Genomic DNA, 20,105 nt, shown 5'->3' with positions numbered 1-20,105 from the left:
GCACGTCGGCTGTGCCATGTGGACACACAAGGCGTGGCAGGGCCGGCTGCTGGCGCATCCGCTGCCGGCCGAGGAACGCCTGCGGCACTATGCCGGCTGGTGCGACGCCGTCGAGGGCAACACCACCTTCTACGCGACTCCGACACGGGACACGGTGGCCTCCTGGGCACGACAGACCGACGAGAGCTTTCGAATCGTGCCGAAGCTGCCGAAGGTGGTGACGCACGAACGTCGGCTCACCGACGTCACCGACCCGATGCGGGCCTTCCTGGACGCGATCGAGCCGCTGGGCCCCCGCGCCCACGCGCTCTGGGTGCAACTCCCCCAGTCCTTCGCGCCGACGGACGTACCCACCCTGGCCCGCTTCCTGCGCCGGATGCCGAGCAACCACCGGTGTGCCGTCGAGGTGCGCCATCCCGAGTTCTTCACCGACGCCCGTGCGGCGCTCGGGCTGGCGGAAGCCCTCGCGCAGGCCGGTGCCGAGTGGGTGCCGTTCGACACCACCACGTTCTTCGCCAGCCCGCCGACCAGCGACGCCGAGCGGGACGCCTGGGTGAAGAAGCCCCGCACCCCACTGCGTACCGAGGCGCTGACCGACCAGCCGATCGTCCGCTACCTCGGCCGTGACGACCCGGACCGCACGGTCGACGGATGGCAGCGCTGGGTCGACATCACCGTCGACTGGCTGCGCGAGGGACGTTCACCTACCGTCTTCATCCACACCCCGGACAACGCGCAGGCACCGACGCTCGCCCGCCGCTTCCACGACGAGGTACGCGCCCGCCTGCCCGAACTGGCGCCCCTACCGAGGCCGATCCCGGTCGAGCCCACAACCCTCTTCTGAACGTTCCCTGACCGCCGGTGGCGGTACCGGCAGCGACCGGGCACCCGGCGAACCGTCGCCGGAGAGCCGCCCCGGACCGCCACCGGAGCGGCGGGTCACCCGGTAGGCGCGGGCGAGCTGGCCCGGCCAGCCCAGGAAGCGATCGAACATGTCGACGGCGCTGCCGGTGACGCTGGGGCTGAGCCGGTGCAGATCGTCGATGGCGTCGCACAGGCAGCCGGCCAGGTAGAGGCGCAGGCCGACCGGGTTGCTGGCGTAGCCGGCGAGCAGGGCGAGCTTGGCCTGCGTGCACGGCCATGGTTGACCGCACCGGCGACACAACCACAGCGGGCGCATCGGTGGATGTTCCGCGGGTTCGGTGGCCGGCAGCGGCGGGGGCGGCTGCTCGACGTGCTCAGCCACGACCGCCCCACCCCCGGAGTTCGTTCCCCGGGGGACGGAACTGACACGTCCACTCCGGGACGCCCACGCGTGACCGACGGCACCTCACACAGTGGGAGACTGCGCGACCGACCCGTGGATAACGGAAATCGGGTCAGGCCCAGGGATCCCGTACGACGAACGAACTGTCGGCCGCGAAGGCCGCGCTGTCGTCGGCAACGTCCAACCAGAACCCTCCGTCGCGGTGGTGCACCACGTGCGACGGGTAGTTGTACGACCGCAGGGTCACCGATGCGCTTGTTGCTCCCGGGCGCGGGCAGAAGGTCGCGTCCTCCCGGAAGATCGTCGAGTTCTCCTGGGGGCTGAGCTGCACCTGCATTCCCCAGTGCCGCAGGTAGCGTCCGTCGGCGGCGAGCAGGGTGACGCAGTTCGGGTCGGCCAGTCCGCGTTGCACGGCGAAGGTGGCTCGCTGCCGGGCCGATTTCGGGCTGGACCCGTCGACCGCGCCGAGCGTGGCGTACTTGCCGTCGTGGCTGAGGTATCGGCCGGCCTTCCTGGCCGACTCCAGTGACCAGACGCCCACACCGATGGTGCCCGGTGCGATGGCCGGCCGGCTCGACGGCGGCGCGGCCGGCGAGGGCGGTGGCGCGGGTGGGGCTGGTGGTGGTGCGACCGGCGGCGACGGGATCGGGGACCGTCGGGCCAGGGATGGCTGGGCCGGGGAGGTGGTGGGCGACGGCGCGATGCTCACCGCTGCCGACGCCACCGAGGTGGGTGCCGCGATGGCCGGTGGAGTCGGCGTCGCCCCGGACTGCACCACCACCGCCACCGCACCGGCGAGCAGGACCGCACCGGCGGCCAGGCCGGCCATCGGGTGGGCACCGACCACCTGGGTGATCTTGCCGAACAGCAGACCGGGCGTACCACCGGTGGTGCTCGCCGGAGTGGAGGCCGCCACGAGCGTCGGCGTGGCCACGGTGGTCGTGGTCAGCAGGCCCTTGGCGGCGAGCGCGGCGACGAGCCCGGCGGGCACCGCGAGCGGCACGATGCCCAGCAGCAACCGCTCGGTCGGCACCTGGTCCTCGGTGCACGTCGAGCAGGTCGGGCAGGCGCGGGTGTGCCGGGCGATCCGCTTGCGCCACACGGGCGTGGGCGCGCCGTCCCAGCCGTCGACGGCGCTGGTCAGCCCGGCACAGCGCGGCTGCGCGGCCAGTGCCGCCACGATGCCCCGGCTCAGTTCGAGTTGTTCGCGCATCCGTTGCAGGCGTACGCCGACGTGCGCGACCCGGGTGTCACAGGCAGCGGCCACCTCCTGGCGGGTCAACTGGCCGGCGCACTCCTGCCACCACAGGGCCAGCATCGGGCGGTGCGCGGGATCGAGCCAGCGGCTCGCCTCGACGACCTGACGGCGCTGGTCGGTCAGGTGCAGCCGCAGAATCGCCTCGTCCGCGACGTCGCCACCGGCTGCCAGCAGGTCGGCCGGGTCGACGGCGCTGGCCCGGTGTGTGGCGGTGCGGATCCGCTGGCGGTGACTGGCGATCTGCCGTACCGCGATTGCGACCAGCCAGGACCGGAAGCTCTCCGGGGCGCGCAACGCGGGCAGGTCACGGATCACCCGGACCAGGATCTCCTGCACCACGTCGTCGATGTCGGCGTGACCGTGCAGGGCCCGACCGACGATGTTGTAGAGCAGCGGCAGATGCGCGGCGATCAGCTGCTCACGCGCCGACCTGTCGCCCGACCGCGCCGCGGTGACGAGTTCCACGTCGATCGCAGTGATCGTCATCCAGCACCCGCCCCAATGTGGAGTCTTCCGCCGAGCACGACGTCACACCCTAACCAGAACCGCCCCGATGATCGAGTCATCCTCGGCTTTCATTCAGTGAAAGCTGTGGTCCCGATCACCTGTGGGTCACGGGATGATCCGGCTGGTTCGTCTCAGGAGGAGGGTCCCATGGCGTTCGCACGAAACCAGTGGTACGTGGCGGCCTACGGCAGCGAGGTCGGGCGGGAGTTGCTGGCCCGTACGGTGCTGGGTGAGCCGTTGGTGCTGTACCGCACGGGCGCCGGGGAGGCGGTGGCGCTGGCCGACCGGTGTGTGCACCGGCGCTACCCGTTGTCGGAGAGCCGGCTCGACGGCGACACCATCGTCTGCGGCTACCACGGCTTCACCTACGACCAGACCGGCTCCTGTGTCTTCGTCCCGGGTCAGCAGCGCATTCCGCGTACCGCCCGGGTGGCGGCGTACCCCGTGGTGGAGCAGGACTCGTTCGTCTGGGTGTTCATCGGTGACCGGGACCGGGCCGATCCGACCACCATCCCCCGCGCACCCTGGCTGACCGACCCGCGCTACGCGGTGGTCCGCGGGATGGCGCCGCTGAACGCCCGGTACGGCCTGCTCGTGGACAACCTGATGGACCTGTCCCACGAGACCTACCTGCACGGCGGCTACATCGGCACGCCCGAGGTGGCGAACACCCCGATCACCACGGAGGTGGACGACGAGCGCGGCATCGTCTACGTCAGCCGACACATGGACGACGCCGAGTGCCCGCCCTTCTACGCGCGTTCCACAGGCATCCAGGGCCGGATCACCCGCTGGCAGGACATCGAGTACCACCCGCCGTGCCTGTACCTGCTGCACAGCCGGATCGCCCCGCAGGGCGTCTACCCGCCGGCCCAGGGCGAGGACACCGAGGCGTTCCACGCCGAGATCGTGTACGCCATCACCCCGTCGACGGAGAACACCACGTACGACTTCTGGGCGGTGGCCCGGGACTTCGCCATCGACGACGAGTCGGTGAGTGAGTACCTGCACCAGAGCAACCACACGGTGGTCATGCAGGACGTGACCGCGCTCAACATCCTGGAGCAGGTGATCGCCGCCGAGCCGGAGAAGTACCAGGAGCTGAGCATCAACATCGACACCGGCGGCCTGGCCGCCCGGCGGCTGCTGGCCCGCATGGTCGACGCGGGGAGGGTGGAGGCGACCCGGTGAGCGGGCCGGCCCGCATGCTCACCGGTGACCGGGTCTACCGGATCCACTGGATGCCGGGCACCGACATCCTGCGCGGAGTCTGCCACTGCGGGGCCGAACGGGTCGCCGAGGAACCGGTGGAACTGTGGGAGTGGCTGCTCGCCCACCCGCAGGGCCACCACTCCCCCGTCCCGCCCGCGCCCGAGGTGCCGACCCGGACGGCGGTGCCGGCGTGACCGAGTGGGACCTGGTGGTGACCGCCCGGGAGCAGGTCGCCCGCGACGTCGTCGCGCTCACCCTGGGCCGCCCCGACGGCCGTGACGTTCCGCAGTGGACTCCTGGTGCACACCTCGATCTGCTGCTCGGCCCGGACCTGGTTCGCCAGTACTCGCTCTGCGGCGACCCGGCGGACCGGTCCGGGCTGCGGATCGCGGTGCAGCGCGAGCCGGACGGGCGCGGCGGCTCGCGGCAGGTGCACGACCGGCTGACGCCCGGCGCCACCGTCACGGTGCGCGGTCCCCGGAACAACTTCGCGCTGGTCGCGGCGGCGCGGTACCTCTTCGTCGCCGGGGGCATCGGCATCACCCCGATCAGCCCGATGGTCGCCGCCGCCGACGCCGCCGGTGCCGACTGGCGACTGGTGTACGGCGGACGCAGCCGCGCCACCATGGCCTTCGCCGACGCGCTGCGGGAGAAGTACGGCGACCGGGTGACCCTGTGCCCGCAGGACGAGACCGGTCTGCTCGACCTGCCGGGGCTGCTCGGCCGTCCCGACGCCGGGCTGGTCTACTGCTGTGGTCCGGAGGCGCTGATCGCGGCGGTGGAGCAGCACTGTCTCGGCTGGCCGCCCGGCTGCCTGCACGTCGAGCGGTTCACCCCGGCATCCGGCGTCGACGGTGTCGACACGGCGGTGGAGGTGGAACTCTCCATCTCCGGCCGGACGCTGACGGTGCCGCCCGGCACGCCGATCCTCCAGGCGGTCGAGGAGGCCGGTGTGCAGGTCCTCTCCTCCTGCCGGGAGGGCACCTGCGGCACCTGCGAGACCACCGTGCTGGCCGGGGTGCCGGACCATCGGGACAGTCTGCTCACCGAGGACGAACGGGCCGCCGGGGACACCATGATGATCTGCGTGTCCCGGGCCCGTACGCCCCGGCTCGTGCTGGAGCTGTGACGCGCCCGGCGCAGGCGGGATGATGGCGGGGTGGACGCGCAGCCCGGCCGGTCGGTCACCAGCAAGGTGCTGGCGCTGCTGGACGCGTTCACCCCCGCCACCCCGGCGTTGACCCTGACCGAGCTGGCCCGCCGCGCCGGGCTGCCGCTGCCCACCGCCCACCGCCGCGCGGCGGAACTGGTCGCCTGGGGTGCGCTGGAGCGTGGCGACGACGGGCGGTACCGCATCGGCCTGCGGCTGTGGGAGGTCGGTTCCCTGGCACCCCGGGGTCTGGGGCTGCGCGAGCTGGCGCTGCCGATCATGGAAGACCTCTATGAGGTGACCCACGAGAACGTCCAGCTCGCCGTCCGGCAGGGCCTGGAACTCGTCTTCATCGAGCGGATCGCCGGTCGGCACGCGGTGCCGGTGCTCACCCGGGTCGGGGGGCGGTTCGCGCTGCACGCCACCGGGGTCGGGCTGGTCCTGCTCGCCTACGCGCCGGCCGAGGTCCAGGAGCAGGTGCTGGCCGCACCGCTGGAGCGGTACACCGAGCTGACCATCACCGACCCGAGACGGTTGCGCCGGTGTCTGGCCGAGGTGCGTCGGGTCGGGTACGCGGTCAGCGACCGCCAGGTCACCATGGACGCGCTCTCGGTCGCCGCGCCCATCCGGGGATCCGACGGTGTGGTGGCTGCCATCTCGCTCGTGGTGGCCCACGACCGCGCGGACCCGTTGGCGCTGGCGCCGCTGGTGCAGGCGGCAGGCCGGGTGCTGTCCCGGGCGCTGGGCACCTCGTACCGTCGGTCAGCCGGTCGGGTGCCGTCGCCGACGCGTTCTGAGACGCAGTAATTTATCCGGATGTCCGACCTCCATCACGCGCTGGAGCCGCCCACGGACGGCGCGGCGGCGGTCGGGCGGGCGCGGGCGCAACGGCTGCTTGTGACGTTGCTCGGGGACTACTGGCGCGCCGGGCACGCGCCACTGCCCTCCGGCGGTCTGGTCGCGGTGCTTACCGAATTCGACATCGCGCCGGCCAACGCCCGCGCGACGCTCAGCCGGCTGACCCAGCGCGGGGTGCTGGAGCGGACCAAGGAGGGCCGCCGGACCAGCTACCGGTTGACCGAGTCTGCGGCGCAGATCCTCCAGCGCGGGGGCCGGCGCATCTTCGCCAGCACCGACGAGAGCAGCTGGGACGGCAGGTGGACCCTTATCGCGTTCACCCTGCCGCTTGACGACGCGAACCAGCGTCGGCTGCTGCGGGCCCGGCTGCGCTGGTTGACCTTCTCACCGTTGTACGACGGCACCTGGGTCACCCCGCACGACCGCTTCGACGAGGTACGCGAGCAGTTGAGCGAACTCGGCGTCAGTGATGCGGTGGTGTTGCGCGCCACCGACCTGGATCTGCTGCCCGGTGGCCGGGCCCGGCTCGAGGCGGCGTGGCGGATCGACGAGTTGGCTGCCGGTTACCAGTCCTTCCTGGAGCGTTACCGGGATCTGGTCCGGCCGGCCGCCGCGGGCGAGGTGTCACCCGCGCAGGCGCTCGTGCGGCGTACCGAGATGGTCAACGACTGGCGGGCGCTGGTGGGTGAGGACCCGGACCTGCCGGAGATGTTCCTGCCCGCCTCCTTCCCCCGCGCCCAGGCTCGGGCGATGTTCCTGGAGACCTCCGCGGCGTTGGCCCGGCCGGCGCAGCAGCGTTTCGAGGAACTCGTCCAGACTCCCGACCACGCGGCGGACGGCGCGAAGTCGCGTCTGAAGTAGATACATTGCAGATTCGTTGACGCGCGATCAGAATTCGCATTAGGTTCCCCGTGCACATGTGACCAGGAGGTCCAGCCGCCCGTTCCCGGCTGAAAGGGGCCCTGCTATGCACGCACGTCGATCCCGGGAGAAATCTCCGCAACGACCCTGGAAACTCGCCCTGACCGCGATCGTCGCCAGCACACTCGTCGGCGGCCCAGCGGTGCCCGCCCTCGCCGCACCGCCGCCCCAGGCGGGCGTCGACCGCACCTTCGACGTGGAGGTCGTCTCCACCCGCGCCGACCTGGTCAGCGGCGGGGACGCCCTGGTCCGCATCGACGTGCCCCGCAACGTTCCACCGCACCAGGTCAGGGTTCACCTCGACGGCCGCAACCTGACCAGCCAGTTCCGCCCGATCGGCGACGGCCGTACGCTGCTCGGCCTCGTCGACGACCTGGCGCTCGGCGACAACACCCTGCAGATCCGGTCCAACGGCAACGGGCAGGGCCGCCCGACGGCCGACGTGACGCTCGTCAACCACCCCGCGCAGGGCCCGGTCTTCTCCGGCCCGCACATCCCGCTGTTCTGCACCGCCTCCGGCAGCCCCTGGAACCTCGGGCCGGTCGACGAGAACTGCCACGTGGCGGCACCACGCGTGACGTACCAGTACCGCACCACCGCCGGCAGCTTCACCGCCCTGCCCGACGGTCCGCTGCCCGGCAACGTGGCCACGACCACCACCATCGACGGCCGCACCGTGCCGTACGTCGTGCGCATCGAGCGGGGCACCATCAACCGGGCGGTCTACGAGATCGCGCTGCTGCACCAGCCGGGCACCGCCCTGCCCGACCCGTGGACGGCCACCGACGGCTGGAACGAACGGCTGGTCTACACCTTCGGCGGCGCCTGCGGCATCGGCTACACCCAGGCCACCAGCACCGGCGGAGTCCTGGACCACGGCCTGCTCAGCCGGGGCTACGCGGTGGCCAGTTCCACGTTCAACGTGTTCGCCAACAACTGCAACGACGTGACCTCCGCCGAGACCGCGATGATGGTCAAGGAGCACTTCGTCGAGACGTACGGGGTGCCCGCCTTCACCATGGGCTGGGGCGGCTCGGCCGGCACCATGCAGCAGCTGCTGATCTCCAACGCGTACCCCGGCATCATCGACGGCGTGATCGGCCAGATCGGCTACCCGGACGAGCGCTCCACGACCGTCAGCGGTCACGAGTGCCGCTTCATCAGCCAGGCCGCCTCCGCCGCCGGCCTGTCCACCGCGCAGCACACCGCGGTGACCGGCTTCGCCAGCCCGAACACCTGCTTCGGCTACCAGTTCTTCGACGGTGTCGACTGGCCGGCCAACTGCCCGAGCCACGTCCCGGCGGCGCAGCGGTACCACCCGGTCACCAACCCGACCGGCCTGCGGTGCGCGATGGCCGACTTCATCTCCAACGTGTACGGCGTCGACCCGGCCACCGGCTTCGGTCGCCCGATCATCCCGGACACCGTCGGCGTGCAGTACGGCCTGGAGACCCTCCAGGCGGGCACGATCACCCCGGAGCAGTTCGTCCGGCTCAACGAGGGCATCGGCGGCCTCGACGTGCAGGGCAACCGCACCCCGCAGCGCACCTCGGCGGACGTCGACGCGCTCAAGGTGGCGTACGAGACGGGCCGGATCAACCAGTTCGACGGCGGCCTGCGCTGGACGCCGATCATCGAGACCCGGGGCTACACCGACCCGTCCGGCGACTTCCACGACCGGTTCCGGTCCTGGACGATGCGGGAGCGGATCGTCGCGGCCAACGGCAACGCCGACAACCACATCAGCATCACCGCCGCACCGGGCGCTGCCGCCGACACCGCCTCTACCCTCGCGCTGGAGGGCATGGAGACCTGGCTGACCGCCCGGACGACGCTGGCGGCGGCACAACCGGAGCTGGACGACGTGACGCTGACCCGGTTGTCCCGGCCCGAGGGCCTGGCCGACGGCTGCATCGCGGCCAACGGTGACCGGATCACCGAAGCGTTGACCCTGGACCCGGCGGCCCAGTGCAACCAGCTGTTCCCGTTCCACCGCAACCCGCGTGTGGTCGCCGGTGGGCCGACCACCTCCGCCGTGCTCAAGTGCCAGCTCACGCCCCTGAGCCGGGAGTCGTACGGGGTGAGCTTCACCGACGAGCAGTGGCAGCGCCTGCAGACGGTCTTCCCCGGCGGTGTCTGTGACTGGTCGAAGCCCGGCGTCGGTCAGGTGCCGCTTGCCGACACCTGGATCCGCTGGTCACCCGAGCCCCAGGTGCGACCGGTGCTGCCGGTGACGGTGACCGTGCAGGCGCGGTGCATCGCCGGCCGGGCGTACGTGGCGGTGCAGGCGCGCAACGACCACGACGCTCCGGTGGACGTCGCGCTGGAGACCGCGCACGGCGAGCGGTCGTTCGCAGACGTGGCACCGGGCGGCAACGCCTTCCAGCAGTTCGCCACGCGGGTGGCGGCCCTGCCGACCGGCACGGCGACGGTACGTGTCACCGGGTCGCTCGACGGCGAGGCGGTGACGACCGCGGTGATCCGCGGACACGCGGCCGTCGACTGCGCCGCGTAGCGGTCGCACGGTTGCAGACCGGGACCGGGCGGTGCCATCGCAGGTGCCGCCCGGTCACGGTGTCAGTCGGGGAAGGCCAGCAGCCGCAGCAGTTGGGCCAGCCGCTCATGGTCCTGCGGCGTGACGGCGGCCAGCAGACCCAGTTCCACGGCCCGCGCGGACTCCTGGGCCTGGGCGAACAGGGCCCGACCGGCGTCGGTGGCGACGAGGACGTTGGCGCGGCGGTCGGCGGGGTCGGTCTGCCGCTCAACGAGCTGGCGTTTCTCCAGCCCGTCGACAAGCGCCACGACCTGACTCGGATCCAGCCGCAGGAACTCGGCGAGTTCCCGCTGGGTGGGACGGACGTCGTCGGCGGCGAGCGCGAGCACCGAGTAGGAGCGGGCTTTGAGCCCGTGTTCGGCCAACGCCGCGTTGGCCGCGGCGAGGGTGAGGGCGTTGGCGCGGGCCAGCAGAAAGCTCAGGTCCCCGGCGAGCACGCTGTCCCGCAGCCGGTCGCGTCCGGTCGGCCGGGTCTTTCCGATAGGGGACATGACGACGATGGTAGCAAGCTTCACAAATAATTGACTTTCTCAACGATTCGTGCTCAGATCGGCGTGGACGCAAAGGAGCACCTCTATGTCACCACTTGACGGCAAAGTCGCGATCGTCACCGGATCCGGTCGGGGTCTCGGCCTCGCCTACGCCAAGGAGCTGGCCCGCCGGGGGGCGTCCGTCGTGGTCAACGACGTCGACGCCGACGTCACGGCCGACGCGGTCGCGGCGATCCAGGCCTCCGGTGGGCGGGCCGTCGCGGTGACCGCACCGGTCGGCCCCACCGAGACGGCGAAGCAACTGGTCACCGCCGCGGTCGAGGAGTTCGGGCGACTCGACATCCTGGTCACCAACGCGGGCGTGCTGCGCGACACGGTGCTGTGGAAGATGAGCGACGACGACTTCGACACGGTGATCAACGTGCACCTGCGCGGCACCTTCACCACCGTGCGCGAGGCGGTGCTGCACATGCGGCAGGCCGGCGAGGGTGGCCGGATCATCTGCATCGGCTCGCCCACCGGGCAGCGGGGCACCTTCGGCCAGACCAACTACGCGGCCGCCAAGGCGGGCATCGTGGGCATGGTCCGCACCTGGGCGCTGGAGCTCAAGCGGGCCGGCATCACCGCAAACACCGTCGTACCGGTGGCGGCGACCGCGATGACCGCGACCGTGCCCTACTTCGCCGCCGCCGTGCAGGCCGAGGCGAACGGCGAGCCGATGCCCGCGTTCTTCCGCCACGACCTCGGCTTCGGCACCTCCGACGACGTGGCCGGGCTGATCGCCTTCCTCGGCTCCGACGCGGCGGCCGGGGTGACCGGCCAGGTGATCGGCGTCGGCGGCGACCGCCTGCAGATCTGGACCCACCCGGAGGCGGCGCTGACCGCCTACCACGAGGGCGGCTGGAGCTACGAGGCGTTGGTGCAGGCCTGGCCGACCGAGTTCGCCACCGCCCTGCAGAGTGTCGGCGAACGCTTCCCCGAGCTGCCCGAGGAGTTCAAGCCCGCGGCCTCCTGATCCGCCCGACGCCACCCCGCTCGACGAAGGTGCCCCTCATGTACCAGCCCGCGATCGACCTCGACGCCGTCACGGCGATCGACATGCACGTCCACATCGAGGTCGACGACCACGGTCACGCCTCGCTGCCCGAGCCACTCGTGGCGGCGGTGTCGAAGTACTTCCGCACCGACGGGCCGCGCCCCGCCGTCGACGCGGTGGCGCAGTACTACCGCGAGCGCAGCATGGCCGCCGTCGTCTTCACCGTCGACGCCCGTACGCAGCTCAAGCATCCGCCGTTGTCCAGCGCCGACATCGCCCGCGCCGCGGCCGAGCACGCCGACGTGCTGATTCCCTTCGGCTCGGTCGACCCGCGCACCGGCGAAGCGGCCCTCGAACTCGCCGCCCGGCTGATCGATGACGAGGGCGTACGCGGATTCAAGTTCCACCCCACCGTGCAGGGTTTCGACCCGAGCCACGAGAAGTACGCACCACTGTGGGCGCTGATCGAACGCGCGGGCCTGCCCGCCATCTTCCACACCGGACAGACCGGCATCGGCGCGGGCACCCCGGGCGGCTACGGTCTGCGGCTGGGGCTGTCCAACCCGATGCTGCTCGACCCGATCGCCGCCGACTTCCCGGACCTGCAGATCATCATGGCCCACCCGTCGGTGCCGTGGCAGGACGAAGCGCTGTCGGTGGCCACCCACAAGCACAACACCTGGATCGACCTGTCCGGTTGGAGCCCGAAGTACTTCCCGGCCGAGTTGGTGCGCTACGCCAACTCGATGCTCAAGCACCGGGTGCTCTTCGGCACCGACTTTCCACTGATCACCCCCGACCGCTGGCTGCGCGATGTGGCGGCCACCGACCTCAAGCCCGACGTGCTTCCGGGCATCCTCAAGGACAACGCGGCCCGCCTGCTGCGCCTTGCCCGGTGACGACGAGAGGAACCGCCATGACGACCACCATCGCCTACGACCAGCTCGCCGACCTCGCCGGCACCGACCTCGGTTACACCGAGTACCGGACGGTCACCCAGGACCAGGTGAACCTCTTCGCCGACGCCACCGACGACCACCAGTGGATCCACGTCGACCCGGAGCGGGCGAAGACGGGTCCGTTCGGCGCACCGATCGCGCACGGTTTCCTCACCCTCTCGTTGGCCGTTCCCTTCTGGACCGAGCTGCTGGAGGTCAAGGGAGTGACCACGAAGGTGAACTACGGCCTGGACAAGGTGCGCTTCCCGGCGCCGGTCACTGTCGGTTCCCGGGTGCGCATGCGGGCCACCATCGCCGAGGTCACCGAGGTCCGGGGTGGCTACCAGATCGCCGTCGACCAGACCATCGAGATCGAAGGCGGCACCAAGCCGGCGGTCGTCGCCCGCGGGCTGTACCGCTTCTACGCCTGAGCCACCGCTGACACGCGGCACGCCCGAGCGGGGGGTCAGCCGGGCCGGGTGAGCACACCACCTCCACCACCAGGAGACTGATGATGCACCAGCACGGAATCGGCGTCTGGATGGCCAAGCGTCGACTCAAGTCCCCCGACAAGGTCGCCCTCGTCCACGGCGAGGGCTCGACGTTGACGTACGCCCAGCTTGCCGACGCCACCGACCGGGTCGCCGCCGTGCTGCGCGACCGGGGCGTCGGCAAGGGCGACGCGGTCGCGTACCTGGGTGAGAACAGCCCCGAGTTCCTCCAGGTGATGTTCGGCGCGGCGCAGCTGGGGGCCGTCTTCGTCCCGGTGAACACCCGGCTCGCGGCACCGGAGATCGCCCACGTCCTGGACGACTCCGGTGCCCGGGTGCTCATCCACGACCCCGAGTTCGCGCCCCGGGTGGCCGCAGCCGTGCCGGCCGCGCGAACGCCGCACGTGGTGGTCACCGGCGACGGCGACGCGGACCGACCGGGGCTGGCGCGACTGGCCCGCACCGCAGCCACCGATGCCGCAGGTCCCGTCGCCACCGATCACGGGGACCCGGCGGCGATCGTCTACACCTCCGGCACCACCGGTCGTGCCAAGGGCGCGGTGCTGACCCACGGCAACCTGACCTGGGTCGCCATCAACTGCGTGGTCGACTACGACGTTGTCTCGACCGACGTGGCACTGATGATCTCGCCGCTGTTCCACGTCGCCTCGCTGGGCATGGGCGCCCTGCCGGTCATCCTCAAGGGCGCCACGATGGTGCTGGAGAAGGGCTTCGAGCCGGGGCGCGCGCTGGCCCAGATCGAACGGCACGGTGTCACCATGCTCAGCGGGGTCCCCACCACGTATCAGCTGATGGCCGACCATCCGAACTGGGCCTCGACCGACCTGTCCACGCTGGCGAAGCTGACCTGCGGGGGTTCGGCGGTGCCGCCGCGCATCCTCAACGCGTACGAGGCACGGGGGTTGTCGTTCTCCCAGGGTTACGGGATGACCGAGGCGTCACCGGGCGCCACCTCGCTGCCGCCGCACATGACCCGCGCCAAGCAGGGCAGCGTCGGGCTGCCGCACTTCTTCACCGAGGTACGGATCACCGACGTGAGCGGGGAGCCGGCGCCCACCGGCAGCGTCGGCGAGATCGAGATCGCCGGGCCGAACGTCTTCCCCGGCTACCACGGGCTGCCCGAGGCGACCGCCGACGCGTTCACCCCGGACGGGTGGTTCCGTTCGGGTGACCTCGGCTACCTGGACTCCGACGGCTACCTGCACATCTCCGGCCGCCTGAAAGACATGATCATCTCCGGTGGGGAGAACATCTACCCCGCCGAGATCGAGCAACTGCTCGGCGAGTTGGAGGGGGTGACCGCGGCGGCGGTCATCGGCGTGCCCGACGAACGGTGGGGCGAGGTGCCGTGGGCGATCGTGACGGTACGCGACGGCGCGGCGGTGGACGTCGAGGCCGTACGGGCGTACCTCGACGGCCGGCTCGCGCGCTACAAGCTGCCGAAGAACGTCATCATCGTGGACGAGTTGCCGCGGACGGCGTCGGGGAAGGTGCGGAAGGCGGACCTGCGCGCCCGTTTCGGCGTCTGACCGAGGTGCGGGCGGCGACGAGTTCGGCGAACTCCGCGGCGGACGCCTCGGCCAGCTTCTCGTGCATCCGGCGGTAGGTCTCCGCCGACCGGGTGGCCGGCCACTGCTCGTCCATGAACTCGGCCGGCAGCCGGGGATCGGCGCGCAGCAACGCCAGCCAGTCCGCCACCAGCATCGTGCGTACGGTCAGCGCGCTCGGTGCCAGCGCCACGGCGGCGGGGTCGTCCCACACCTCGATGAAGGCGAGGTGTTCGCGCCGGATCGCCTCGATGTCCCAGGCGGCGCGCACGCTTTCCCCGATCGGGAAGCCGTCCAGCTCCCGGGCGTGGAACGCCATGACGGTGTGCGGTGGCAGGTCCTGCCGTAACGGCTCCAACGAGCCGGCGAGGTCGACCTCGCCGGGCGCGAGCCACAGGCCGTCCCGGATCGGCGCGAACCCCTCCCAGGTAAGGGTCGAGCGCAGCCGGTGCCGCAGCATCCGCTGGCCCTCGGGGATGGAGAAGGTGACAAGGGTCCACCCGTTGCCCTGCGGGTCGAACGGCCGAGGGCCACGGACCCGGTCCGTTGCCTCGCGCAGCACTGCCGCACCGTGCTCGGTCAGCGAGAACAGCGTCTCCCGACCGTTCCTGGTGCGGGCGAGGATGCCGCTGCCGACCAGGCGGTCGAGGGTCGCGCGGGTGGCCGGCGCGGCGACGCCGGCCGGTTCCAGCACGCTGATCAGGGCACTGGCCCGGATCGGCCCGGTTGCGGCGTCGACCACATGCTCACCGAAGAAGGCGAGCAGCAGTTGCTTCGGCTGACGGCTACGCACAGCCCTCCCTTTCGGCGAATCCGTCGTGGCGGCCGCAGCGGTCACCGCGCCGGTTGCGCGTCGACAGTCTTGCCACGCTTGGCCCGCTGGATCTGGTCGTAGACGTGGGTCCGCAGCTCGGTGAACCGGGGCAGGGCGCGGGTGGTGATCTGATCACGCGTAGGCGGCAGATCGATCGCGAGGTCCTCTTGAACCCAGGTCGGCGACTTGGACAATACTAGAACCCGTTCTCCCAGGTAAACCGACTCGTCGATGTCGTGGGTGACGAAGAGGATCGACATGTTACGGCTGGTGTGCAGCTCGCGGACGAGGTCCTCCAGGTCCGCCCGGGTCTGCGCGTCGACCGCCGCGAACGGCTCATCCATGATCATGACTTCGGGCTGGTACGCGATGGCCCGCGCGATCGCCACCCGTTGCTGCATGCCCCCGGAGAGCTGCCACGGATGGCTGCGGGCGGCATGGTCCAGCCCCACCGCGACGAGCGCGTCGGTCACCAACTTCTCCCGCTGGGCGCGGCTGAGCTTCTTGTGCCGCAGCGGCAGCTCGACGTTGCCGCGTACGGTCAGCCACGGGTAGAGACTGCGGCCGTACTCCTGGAACACCACAGCCATGGCCGGGCTCGGCCCGGTCACCGGCGCACCGTCCATCTCGACCACGCCGCTGGTCGGGCGCAGCAGACCGGCCAGGCACTTCAGCAGCGTGGTCTTGCCACAACCGGACGGCCCGACGATGCAGACCAGTTCACCGGCGTTCATCGTGAAGCTGATGTCCCCGATCGCCTCGACGTTGCCGGTGGCCGATTCGTAGACCTTGCGCAGATGCTCCACCCGCAGCAGGGTGCTCCGGTCAGGCACGGTTGACCTCCCTGAGTCCGTGGTACCAGCGCAGCACGCGCCGCTCGACGATTCCGAAGACGACGGCGAGGAAGACGCCGACGAGACCGAGCAGGAGGATTCCGCTCCACATCTCGGCGATGAGGTAGTTGCGCTGGAAGTAGGCGATGCGGTAGCCGAGCCCGGCGGACGAGGCGAACATCTCCGAGATCACCATCAGGATGAGCGCGACCGACAGGCCCTGCCGGACCCCGGCCATGATGCGCGGGCTGGCCGCCGGCAGCACCAGGAACCAGAGCCGCTCCCACCAGGTGACCTGGAACGAGTCGGCGGTCTCGGTCATCACGCTGTCGGTGGCCCGTACGCCCTCGATGGTGTTCAGCAGGATCGGCCAGACCGCGCCGGAGACGATGACCACGACCTTCATGGTGTCGGTGATGCCGAGCAGCAGCATCGCCACCGGGATCAGCACCGGCGGTGGGATGGCCCGGAAGAACTCCAGCAGCGGTTCGAGCAGTTCGCGCAGCCACTGCATCAGGCCGATGATGGTGCCGGCGGCGATGCCGACCACGATCGAGGCGGTGATGCCGAGGCCGAGGCGGTACAGGCTGGGCAGTACGTCCTCGACGAACGCGGGCCCGACCCAGGTGTCCACGAAGGCTTCGAAGATCGTCAGCGGGTCGGGGAAGAACCGGTTCGTCGACCTCGTCGCGAGCAGCCCCCAGACCACCAGCAGCAGCATGGGCAGCCCGAGCGAATAGCCGAGACTCGCCGCGATCCGGGAGCCGACCCCGGGTCGACGCGCGACGTCGGGCCCGGCCGTGCGCTCGGCGACGGCGATCCGGTCAGGGTGCTTGGTCACAGGGCCTGCTCCCCTCGGATCGACTCGTGCCAGGACAACGTGCGCCGCTCGACGAACCGGAAGACCAGGTTGACAGCGAGCCCGAGCAGGCCGGTGACCACCACGAAGGCGTACAGGCCGACGGAGTCCCCGGCGGAGCGGGACAGTTCGATCATCCGCCCGAGGCCGGGGTTGCCGATCACCATCTCCGCGGTGATGGCCAGGATGAGCGCGACCGCCGCGGCGAGCCGCACCCCGGTCATCAGGTACGGCAGGGCCGTCGGCAGCACCAGGTGGGTCAACTGTTCGCGACGGGTCAGACCGAAGCTGCGGGCGGTGTCCCGGGCGACCGCGTCGACGTCGGCCACCCCGTAGATCACCTGCACGAACACCTGCCAGAACGACGCGTAGATGATGATGACGAGGGCGGCCTGCATCTGGATGCCGAACATCAGCACGGCCAACGGGATCAACGCCACCGACGGGATCGGCCGCAGGAACTCGATCATCGTGTGCGTGGCGCGCCGGAGGAACGGCACCAGACCGACGACCGTGCCGAGGACCACGGCGGCGAGCGTGGCCACCGTCAGTCCGATCGCCCACGACTTCATGGTGGACCCCAGCCGCCGCCAGAACGCGAGGTCGACGGATTCCTCGGCCAGCCGCGCGAACACGTCCGTCACGTACGGCAGGTACTGCGAGTTGATCAGGCCCAGCGTCGGGATCAGCTGCCAGACGACGAGGAATCCGGCCAGGCCGGTGAGGCCCAGCAGTGCCTTGCGCAAGCCACGCAGGCGTCGGGTGGATGGGACAGCCATGTCACTCCCGTGAACGAGCGGCGGCGACGCCCTCCCCGGTCTCGGGGACCGGGGAGGGCGTGCGGTCGCCGGCTACTTCTGCTGGATGAGCCGGTCGAGGTTCGGCTGCTTGTCGAGCACGCGGTACTTCTGGGCGAGTTCCGCGAGCGTCTGCAGGCTCGTCCGGTCGAGATCCCAGCCGAACTCGGGCAGCTTCACCGAATCCGCCACCGGCTCCGGCAGTTGCAGGTTGTCCTTGATGGCCTGCCGGACCGCCGTCTCGTTGGCGGAGTCCTGGGCCCACTGGAGCGTCTCCTTCATCGCCGCCGCGAAGTCGTCGACGAGTTTGGCGTCCTTCTCCGTGCGCTCCTTGGTGGTGATCGTGGTCAGCGTGGTCAGACCCGGCACGACCGCCTGGTACGGCGCCACGATGAAGGTGTCGCCACGGCTGCGCAGCTGCGTGACGAACGGCTCCGGCACCCAGGCCGCGTCGATGTTGCCGGCCTCCAACTGCGCCGGGGCGTCCGGGAAGGCGACCTCGACGAACTTGATGGTGGACGGGTCCCCGCCGTCCTTCTCGACCGCCGCCATGATCGTCACGTCGCCCGCCGCGCCCAGGCTGTTCACCGCGACCCGGCGACCCGCCAGCTCGGCCGGCCGGGTGATGCCGGACTTCGCCGAAGCCACCACGGCGTTGATGTCGTCACCCTCGGCGTACGAGGAGGCGTAGTTGCCGATCATGACCACGCCGAGGTCCTGGAGGTCGGCCCGGAACGGGCCGAAGGGCTGGCCGATCGCGAAGTCGATGTCGCCGTTGAGCAGTGCCGGAATAGCCTGCGCGCCACCCTGGGCGGGCAGCACCTCCACGCTGAGGCCGCGCTTGGCGAAGATGCCCGCCTTGATGCCGCCCCAGAGTGCGGCGGTCTCGGTGATGGGCAGCGCCGCGACCCGGACCTGGCGCAGATCGCCGTCGGCGGAGTCGGACGGGGAGGACGCATCGGAATCAGTACATGCGGTGAGGGCGATCGCGGTGGCGGCGATCAGCCCGAGTGCGATGACCTTCTTCATTGACGAGGCCCTTCCTGGGCGGGGGTGGTGGGGTGCGTCAGAAATCGGCGGATGCCACGGATCTGCAGGTGACCTACCACTGTGTGAGAGGTCACGTCGCTGTGTTGGCCATGGTCAGTCACCCGGCACCGGAAGTCAAGAAATTCTGACGCCCGTCATGAATAAGTTGAACAACGACGCCCCCCAGGCCCCGCCCACCCGGCCCTGGCGGCAGTTTCGGGGAAAGTGCTGTCTCGCTGGCTGACGAGGCAGCACTTTCCACGAAGTTGTACGGACTTCGGCCGTACCCCCTGGCGGACGCCGCGCCCTGGGTCAGCGGTTCCTGGACGAGGACAAGCGCACCTGCGCGTACGCCTACCCCACCACGGAGTCACCTTTGGACTACAGTTCACGGTGCTCCATCTCTTGGTGACGCTCACGTCGACGCCGGCAGCCAGCATCGGCATCCTGCAGGGCCTGCTGTATCCGAGCCTGACCCAGCGGCTCCACCGCGTCGAGACGCCTGCCTGACCCCTCCGCGCCAGCAGCAGTGGTGCCCGACCGGAAGTGGAAGATGACTGTTTCTGACAAGCATGACGACCTGAGCTTCGGCATCGACAGCACCGCGACAGAGGTGCTCGCCGGCATCGACCTTTCCGGCAAGGTCGCCATCGTCACCGGCGGCTACTCGGGCCTGGGTCTGGCAACCACCCGTGCGCTCGCCGCCGCCGGCGCCCGGGTCATCGTCCCGGCCCGGCGTACGGACGTCGCGCGGGAGGCGGTCGCGGGGATCGACGGGGTCGAGGTCGACGAGCTCGACCTGGCAGATCTGGACAGCGTGCGGGCGTTCGCCGAGCGGTTCCTCGCCTCGGGCCGCAGCATCGACATCCTGATCAACAACGCGGGGGTCATGGCCACCCCGCTGACCCGGGTCGGTCCGGGCTGGGAGGCCCAGTTCGCCACCAACCACCTGGGGCACTACGCCCTGGTCAACCGGCTCTGGCCGGCCCTGACCGCCGACGGCGGCGCGCGCGTCGTCGTGCTGTCCTCCGGCGCCGGGGAGACCCCCCGCATCAACTGGGACGACGTGCACTTCACCGACGGCTACGACAAGTGGGCGGCGTACAGCCAGTCGAAGTCGGCAAACATTCTCTTCGCCGCCGAGCTGGACCGGCTGGGTCGGGCGGCCGGGGTGCAGGCGTTCTCGGTGAACCCCGGCTACATCCTCACGCCGTTGCAGCGCCACCTCTCCAAGGAGGAGATGGTCGGTGCCGGCTGGATCGACGAGGAGGGCACCGCGCTGCTGCCCGAGTTCCGGGCCCCCGAGCAGGGTGCCGCGACCCAGGTCTGGGCCGCGACGTCACCGGCTCTGGCGGGTGACGGCGGCGCCTACCTCCAGGCGTGCAAGGTCGCCAAGACCTTCGACGGCCCCGAGGACCGCGAGGCGGCCGAGCGGCTCTGGGCGCTCTCGGCCGAGTTGACCGGCGTCGACGCCTTCGGCAAGTCGGAGTGACCCGATCCGGTCCGGTGCGGCGCACCGGAC

At 70.7% G+C, this 20,105-nt stretch carries 19 protein-coding genes and 1 pseudogene; 12 read left to right on the top strand and 8 right to left on the bottom strand.

All coding sequences use genetic code 11. From position 1 onward, the window contains the following. The first annotated feature begins 16 nt into the window (after positions 1–16). On the top strand, positions 17–844 hold the full coding sequence (locus tag C1A38_RS06490) for a DUF72 domain-containing protein (protein ID WP_199180110.1): 828 nt from the start codon (positions 17–19) through the stop codon (positions 842–844). 93 nt (positions 845–937) lie between these two features. On the opposite strand, the pseudogene C1A38_RS06485 reads toward C1A38_RS06490, so the two are convergent. Both C1A38_RS06485 and C1A38_RS32165 read right to left on the bottom strand, forming a co-directional pair. Beyond that, a pseudogene (locus tag C1A38_RS06485) lies at positions 938–1,180 on the bottom strand (hypothetical protein); the annotation flags it as partial. A gap of 199 nt (positions 1,181–1,379) precedes the next feature. Further along, positions 1,380–3,011: a sigma-70 family RNA polymerase sigma factor gene (locus tag C1A38_RS32165; RefSeq protein ID WP_286046685.1), complete on the bottom strand. Its 1,632-nt coding sequence runs from the start codon at positions 3,009–3,011 to the stop codon at positions 1,380–1,382. A gap of 168 nt (positions 3,012–3,179) precedes the next feature. Here C1A38_RS32165 and C1A38_RS06475 point away from each other — a divergent pair, with 168 nt between their 5' ends. From C1A38_RS06475 to C1A38_RS06450, 6 genes are all read left to right on the top strand, one after another. Further along, positions 3,180–4,223, top strand: coding sequence for an aromatic ring-hydroxylating dioxygenase subunit alpha (locus tag C1A38_RS06475; RefSeq protein ID WP_102656905.1), 1,044 nt, complete (start codon positions 3,180–3,182; stop codon positions 4,221–4,223). Then, complete coding sequence (locus tag C1A38_RS06470) at positions 4,220–4,438, top strand: hypothetical protein (RefSeq protein WP_199180106.1); 219 nt, start codon at positions 4,220–4,222, stop codon at positions 4,436–4,438. Before C1A38_RS06475 ends, C1A38_RS06470 begins: the two co-directional genes overlap by 4 nt. Continuing rightward, positions 4,435–5,373 carry a PDR/VanB family oxidoreductase gene (locus tag C1A38_RS06465; RefSeq protein ID WP_102656904.1) on the top strand — a complete coding sequence of 313 codons (939 nt, stop codon included), beginning with the start codon at positions 4,435–4,437 and terminating at the stop codon, positions 5,371–5,373. Before C1A38_RS06470 ends, C1A38_RS06465 begins: the two co-directional genes overlap by 4 nt. A gap of 30 nt (positions 5,374–5,403) precedes the next feature. Next, positions 5,404–6,201: an IclR family transcriptional regulator gene (locus C1A38_RS06460; protein ID WP_199180105.1), complete on the top strand. Its 798-nt coding sequence runs from the start codon at positions 5,404–5,406 to the stop codon at positions 6,199–6,201. Positions 6,202–6,210: 9 nt separating this feature from the next. Next, entirely contained in the window at positions 6,211–7,113 is a 903-nt protein-coding gene (locus tag C1A38_RS06455; RefSeq protein WP_102656903.1) for a PaaX family transcriptional regulator, read from the top strand. Between the two features lie 106 nt (positions 7,114–7,219). Continuing rightward, positions 7,220–9,688, top strand: a complete 2,469-nt coding sequence (locus C1A38_RS06450; RefSeq protein WP_146017462.1) for a DUF6351 family protein — start codon at positions 7,220–7,222, stop codon at positions 9,686–9,688. Positions 9,689–9,750: 62 nt separating this feature from the next. On the opposite strand, the gene C1A38_RS06445 is transcribed toward C1A38_RS06450, so the two are convergent. Further along, complete coding sequence (locus C1A38_RS06445; RefSeq protein WP_013731954.1) at positions 9,751–10,218, bottom strand: MarR family winged helix-turn-helix transcriptional regulator; 468 nt, start codon at positions 10,216–10,218, stop codon at positions 9,751–9,753. Between the two features lie 85 nt (positions 10,219–10,303). Here C1A38_RS06445 and C1A38_RS06440 point away from each other — a divergent pair, with 85 nt between their 5' ends. The 4 genes from C1A38_RS06440 (at position 10,304) to C1A38_RS06425 (ending at position 14,233) form a co-directional block, all read left to right on the top strand. Continuing rightward, entirely contained in the window at positions 10,304–11,233 is a 930-nt protein-coding gene (locus tag C1A38_RS06440) for an SDR family oxidoreductase (protein ID WP_102656901.1), read from the top strand. A 38-nt stretch (positions 11,234–11,271) separates the two neighbouring features. Continuing rightward, on the top strand, positions 11,272–12,153 hold the full coding sequence (locus C1A38_RS06435; protein ID WP_102656900.1) for an amidohydrolase family protein: 882 nt from the start codon (positions 11,272–11,274) through the stop codon (positions 12,151–12,153). A 17-nt stretch (positions 12,154–12,170) separates the two neighbouring features. Continuing rightward, positions 12,171–12,623: a MaoC family dehydratase gene (locus C1A38_RS06430; RefSeq protein ID WP_013731951.1), complete on the top strand. Its 453-nt coding sequence runs from the start codon at positions 12,171–12,173 to the stop codon at positions 12,621–12,623. 83 nt (positions 12,624–12,706) lie between these two features. Beyond that, the gene (locus tag C1A38_RS06425; RefSeq protein ID WP_233196669.1) at positions 12,707–14,233 is read left to right on the top strand and encodes an acyl-CoA synthetase; all 1,527 of its coding nucleotides are present in this window, start codon (positions 12,707–12,709) and stop codon (positions 14,231–14,233) included. On the opposite strand, the gene C1A38_RS06420 is transcribed toward C1A38_RS06425, so the two are convergent. The 5 genes from C1A38_RS06420 to C1A38_RS06400 all read right to left on the bottom strand — a co-directional run bounded on the left by C1A38_RS06420 (position 14,157) and on the right by C1A38_RS06400 (position 18,583). Next, on the bottom strand, positions 14,157–15,044 hold the full coding sequence (locus tag C1A38_RS06420; protein ID WP_013731949.1) for a PaaX family transcriptional regulator: 888 nt from the start codon (positions 15,042–15,044) through the stop codon (positions 14,157–14,159). The two genes, C1A38_RS06425 and C1A38_RS06420, sit on opposite strands and share 77 nt — an antisense overlap. Before the next feature lie 41 nt (positions 15,045–15,085). Beyond that, positions 15,086–15,898, bottom strand: coding sequence for an ABC transporter ATP-binding protein (locus tag C1A38_RS06415; protein WP_013731948.1), 813 nt, complete (start codon positions 15,896–15,898; stop codon positions 15,086–15,088). Continuing rightward, positions 15,891–16,739, bottom strand: a complete 849-nt coding sequence (locus tag C1A38_RS06410) for an ABC transporter permease (protein ID WP_013731947.1) — start codon at positions 16,737–16,739, stop codon at positions 15,891–15,893. Before C1A38_RS06410 ends, C1A38_RS06415 begins: the two co-directional genes overlap by 8 nt. Further along, on the bottom strand, positions 16,736–17,536 hold the full coding sequence (locus tag C1A38_RS06405; protein ID WP_102656897.1) for an ABC transporter permease: 801 nt from the start codon (positions 17,534–17,536) through the stop codon (positions 16,736–16,738). The genes C1A38_RS06410 and C1A38_RS06405 overlap by 4 nt, the downstream gene beginning before the upstream one ends. Before the next feature lie 72 nt (positions 17,537–17,608). Further along, positions 17,609–18,583 carry an ABC transporter substrate-binding protein gene (locus C1A38_RS06400; RefSeq protein WP_102656896.1) on the bottom strand — a complete coding sequence of 325 codons (975 nt, stop codon included), beginning with the start codon at positions 18,581–18,583 and terminating at the stop codon, positions 17,609–17,611. Between the two features lie 553 nt (positions 18,584–19,136). On the opposite strand from C1A38_RS06400, the gene C1A38_RS06395 reads away from it, so the two are divergent. Beyond that, positions 19,137–20,075, top strand: coding sequence for an oxidoreductase (locus tag C1A38_RS06395; protein ID WP_102656949.1), 939 nt, complete (start codon positions 19,137–19,139; stop codon positions 20,073–20,075). The last annotated feature ends 30 nt before the right edge of the window (positions 20,076–20,105 follow it).

It is taken from the genome of Verrucosispora sp. ts21, assembly GCF_002879555.1.
Lineage (GTDB): Bacteria > Actinomycetota > Actinomycetes > Mycobacteriales > Micromonosporaceae > Micromonospora > Micromonospora gifhornensis.
Note: the sequence above shows the minus strand (reverse complement) of the source record. Positions and strands in the feature narration are given on the sequence as shown.

Excerpts from the sequence above, each read along its gene's own strand:
- C1A38_RS06490 (WP_199180110.1), top strand. The coding sequence starts at position 17 with ATGTGGACACACAAGGCGTGGCAGGGCCGGCTGCTGGCGCATCCGCTG.
- C1A38_RS32165 (WP_286046685.1), bottom strand. The coding sequence starts at position 3,011 with ATGACGATCACTGCGATCGACGTGGAACTCGTCACCGCGGCGCGGTCG.
- C1A38_RS06475 (WP_102656905.1), top strand. The coding sequence starts at position 3,180 with ATGGCGTTCGCACGAAACCAGTGGTACGTGGCGGCCTACGGCAGCGAG.
- C1A38_RS06455 (WP_102656903.1), top strand. The coding sequence starts at position 6,211 with ATGTCCGACCTCCATCACGCGCTGGAGCCGCCCACGGACGGCGCGGCG.
- C1A38_RS06450 (WP_146017462.1), top strand. The coding sequence starts at position 7,220 with ATGCACGCACGTCGATCCCGGGAGAAATCTCCGCAACGACCCTGGAAA.
- C1A38_RS06445 (WP_013731954.1), bottom strand. The coding sequence starts at position 10,218 with ATGTCCCCTATCGGAAAGACCCGGCCGACCGGACGCGACCGGCTGCGG.
- C1A38_RS06440 (WP_102656901.1), top strand. The coding sequence starts at position 10,304 with ATGTCACCACTTGACGGCAAAGTCGCGATCGTCACCGGATCCGGTCGG.
- C1A38_RS06435 (WP_102656900.1), top strand. The coding sequence starts at position 11,272 with ATGTACCAGCCCGCGATCGACCTCGACGCCGTCACGGCGATCGACATG.
- C1A38_RS06430 (WP_013731951.1), top strand. The coding sequence starts at position 12,171 with ATGACGACCACCATCGCCTACGACCAGCTCGCCGACCTCGCCGGCACC.
- C1A38_RS06425 (WP_233196669.1), top strand. The coding sequence starts at position 12,707 with ATGCACCAGCACGGAATCGGCGTCTGGATGGCCAAGCGTCGACTCAAG.
- C1A38_RS06405 (WP_102656897.1), bottom strand. The coding sequence starts at position 17,536 with ATGGCTGTCCCATCCACCCGACGCCTGCGTGGCTTGCGCAAGGCACTG.
- C1A38_RS06400 (WP_102656896.1), bottom strand. The coding sequence starts at position 18,583 with ATGAAGAAGGTCATCGCACTCGGGCTGATCGCCGCCACCGCGATCGCC.
- C1A38_RS06395 (WP_102656949.1), top strand. The coding sequence starts at position 19,137 with ATGACTGTTTCTGACAAGCATGACGACCTGAGCTTCGGCATCGACAGC.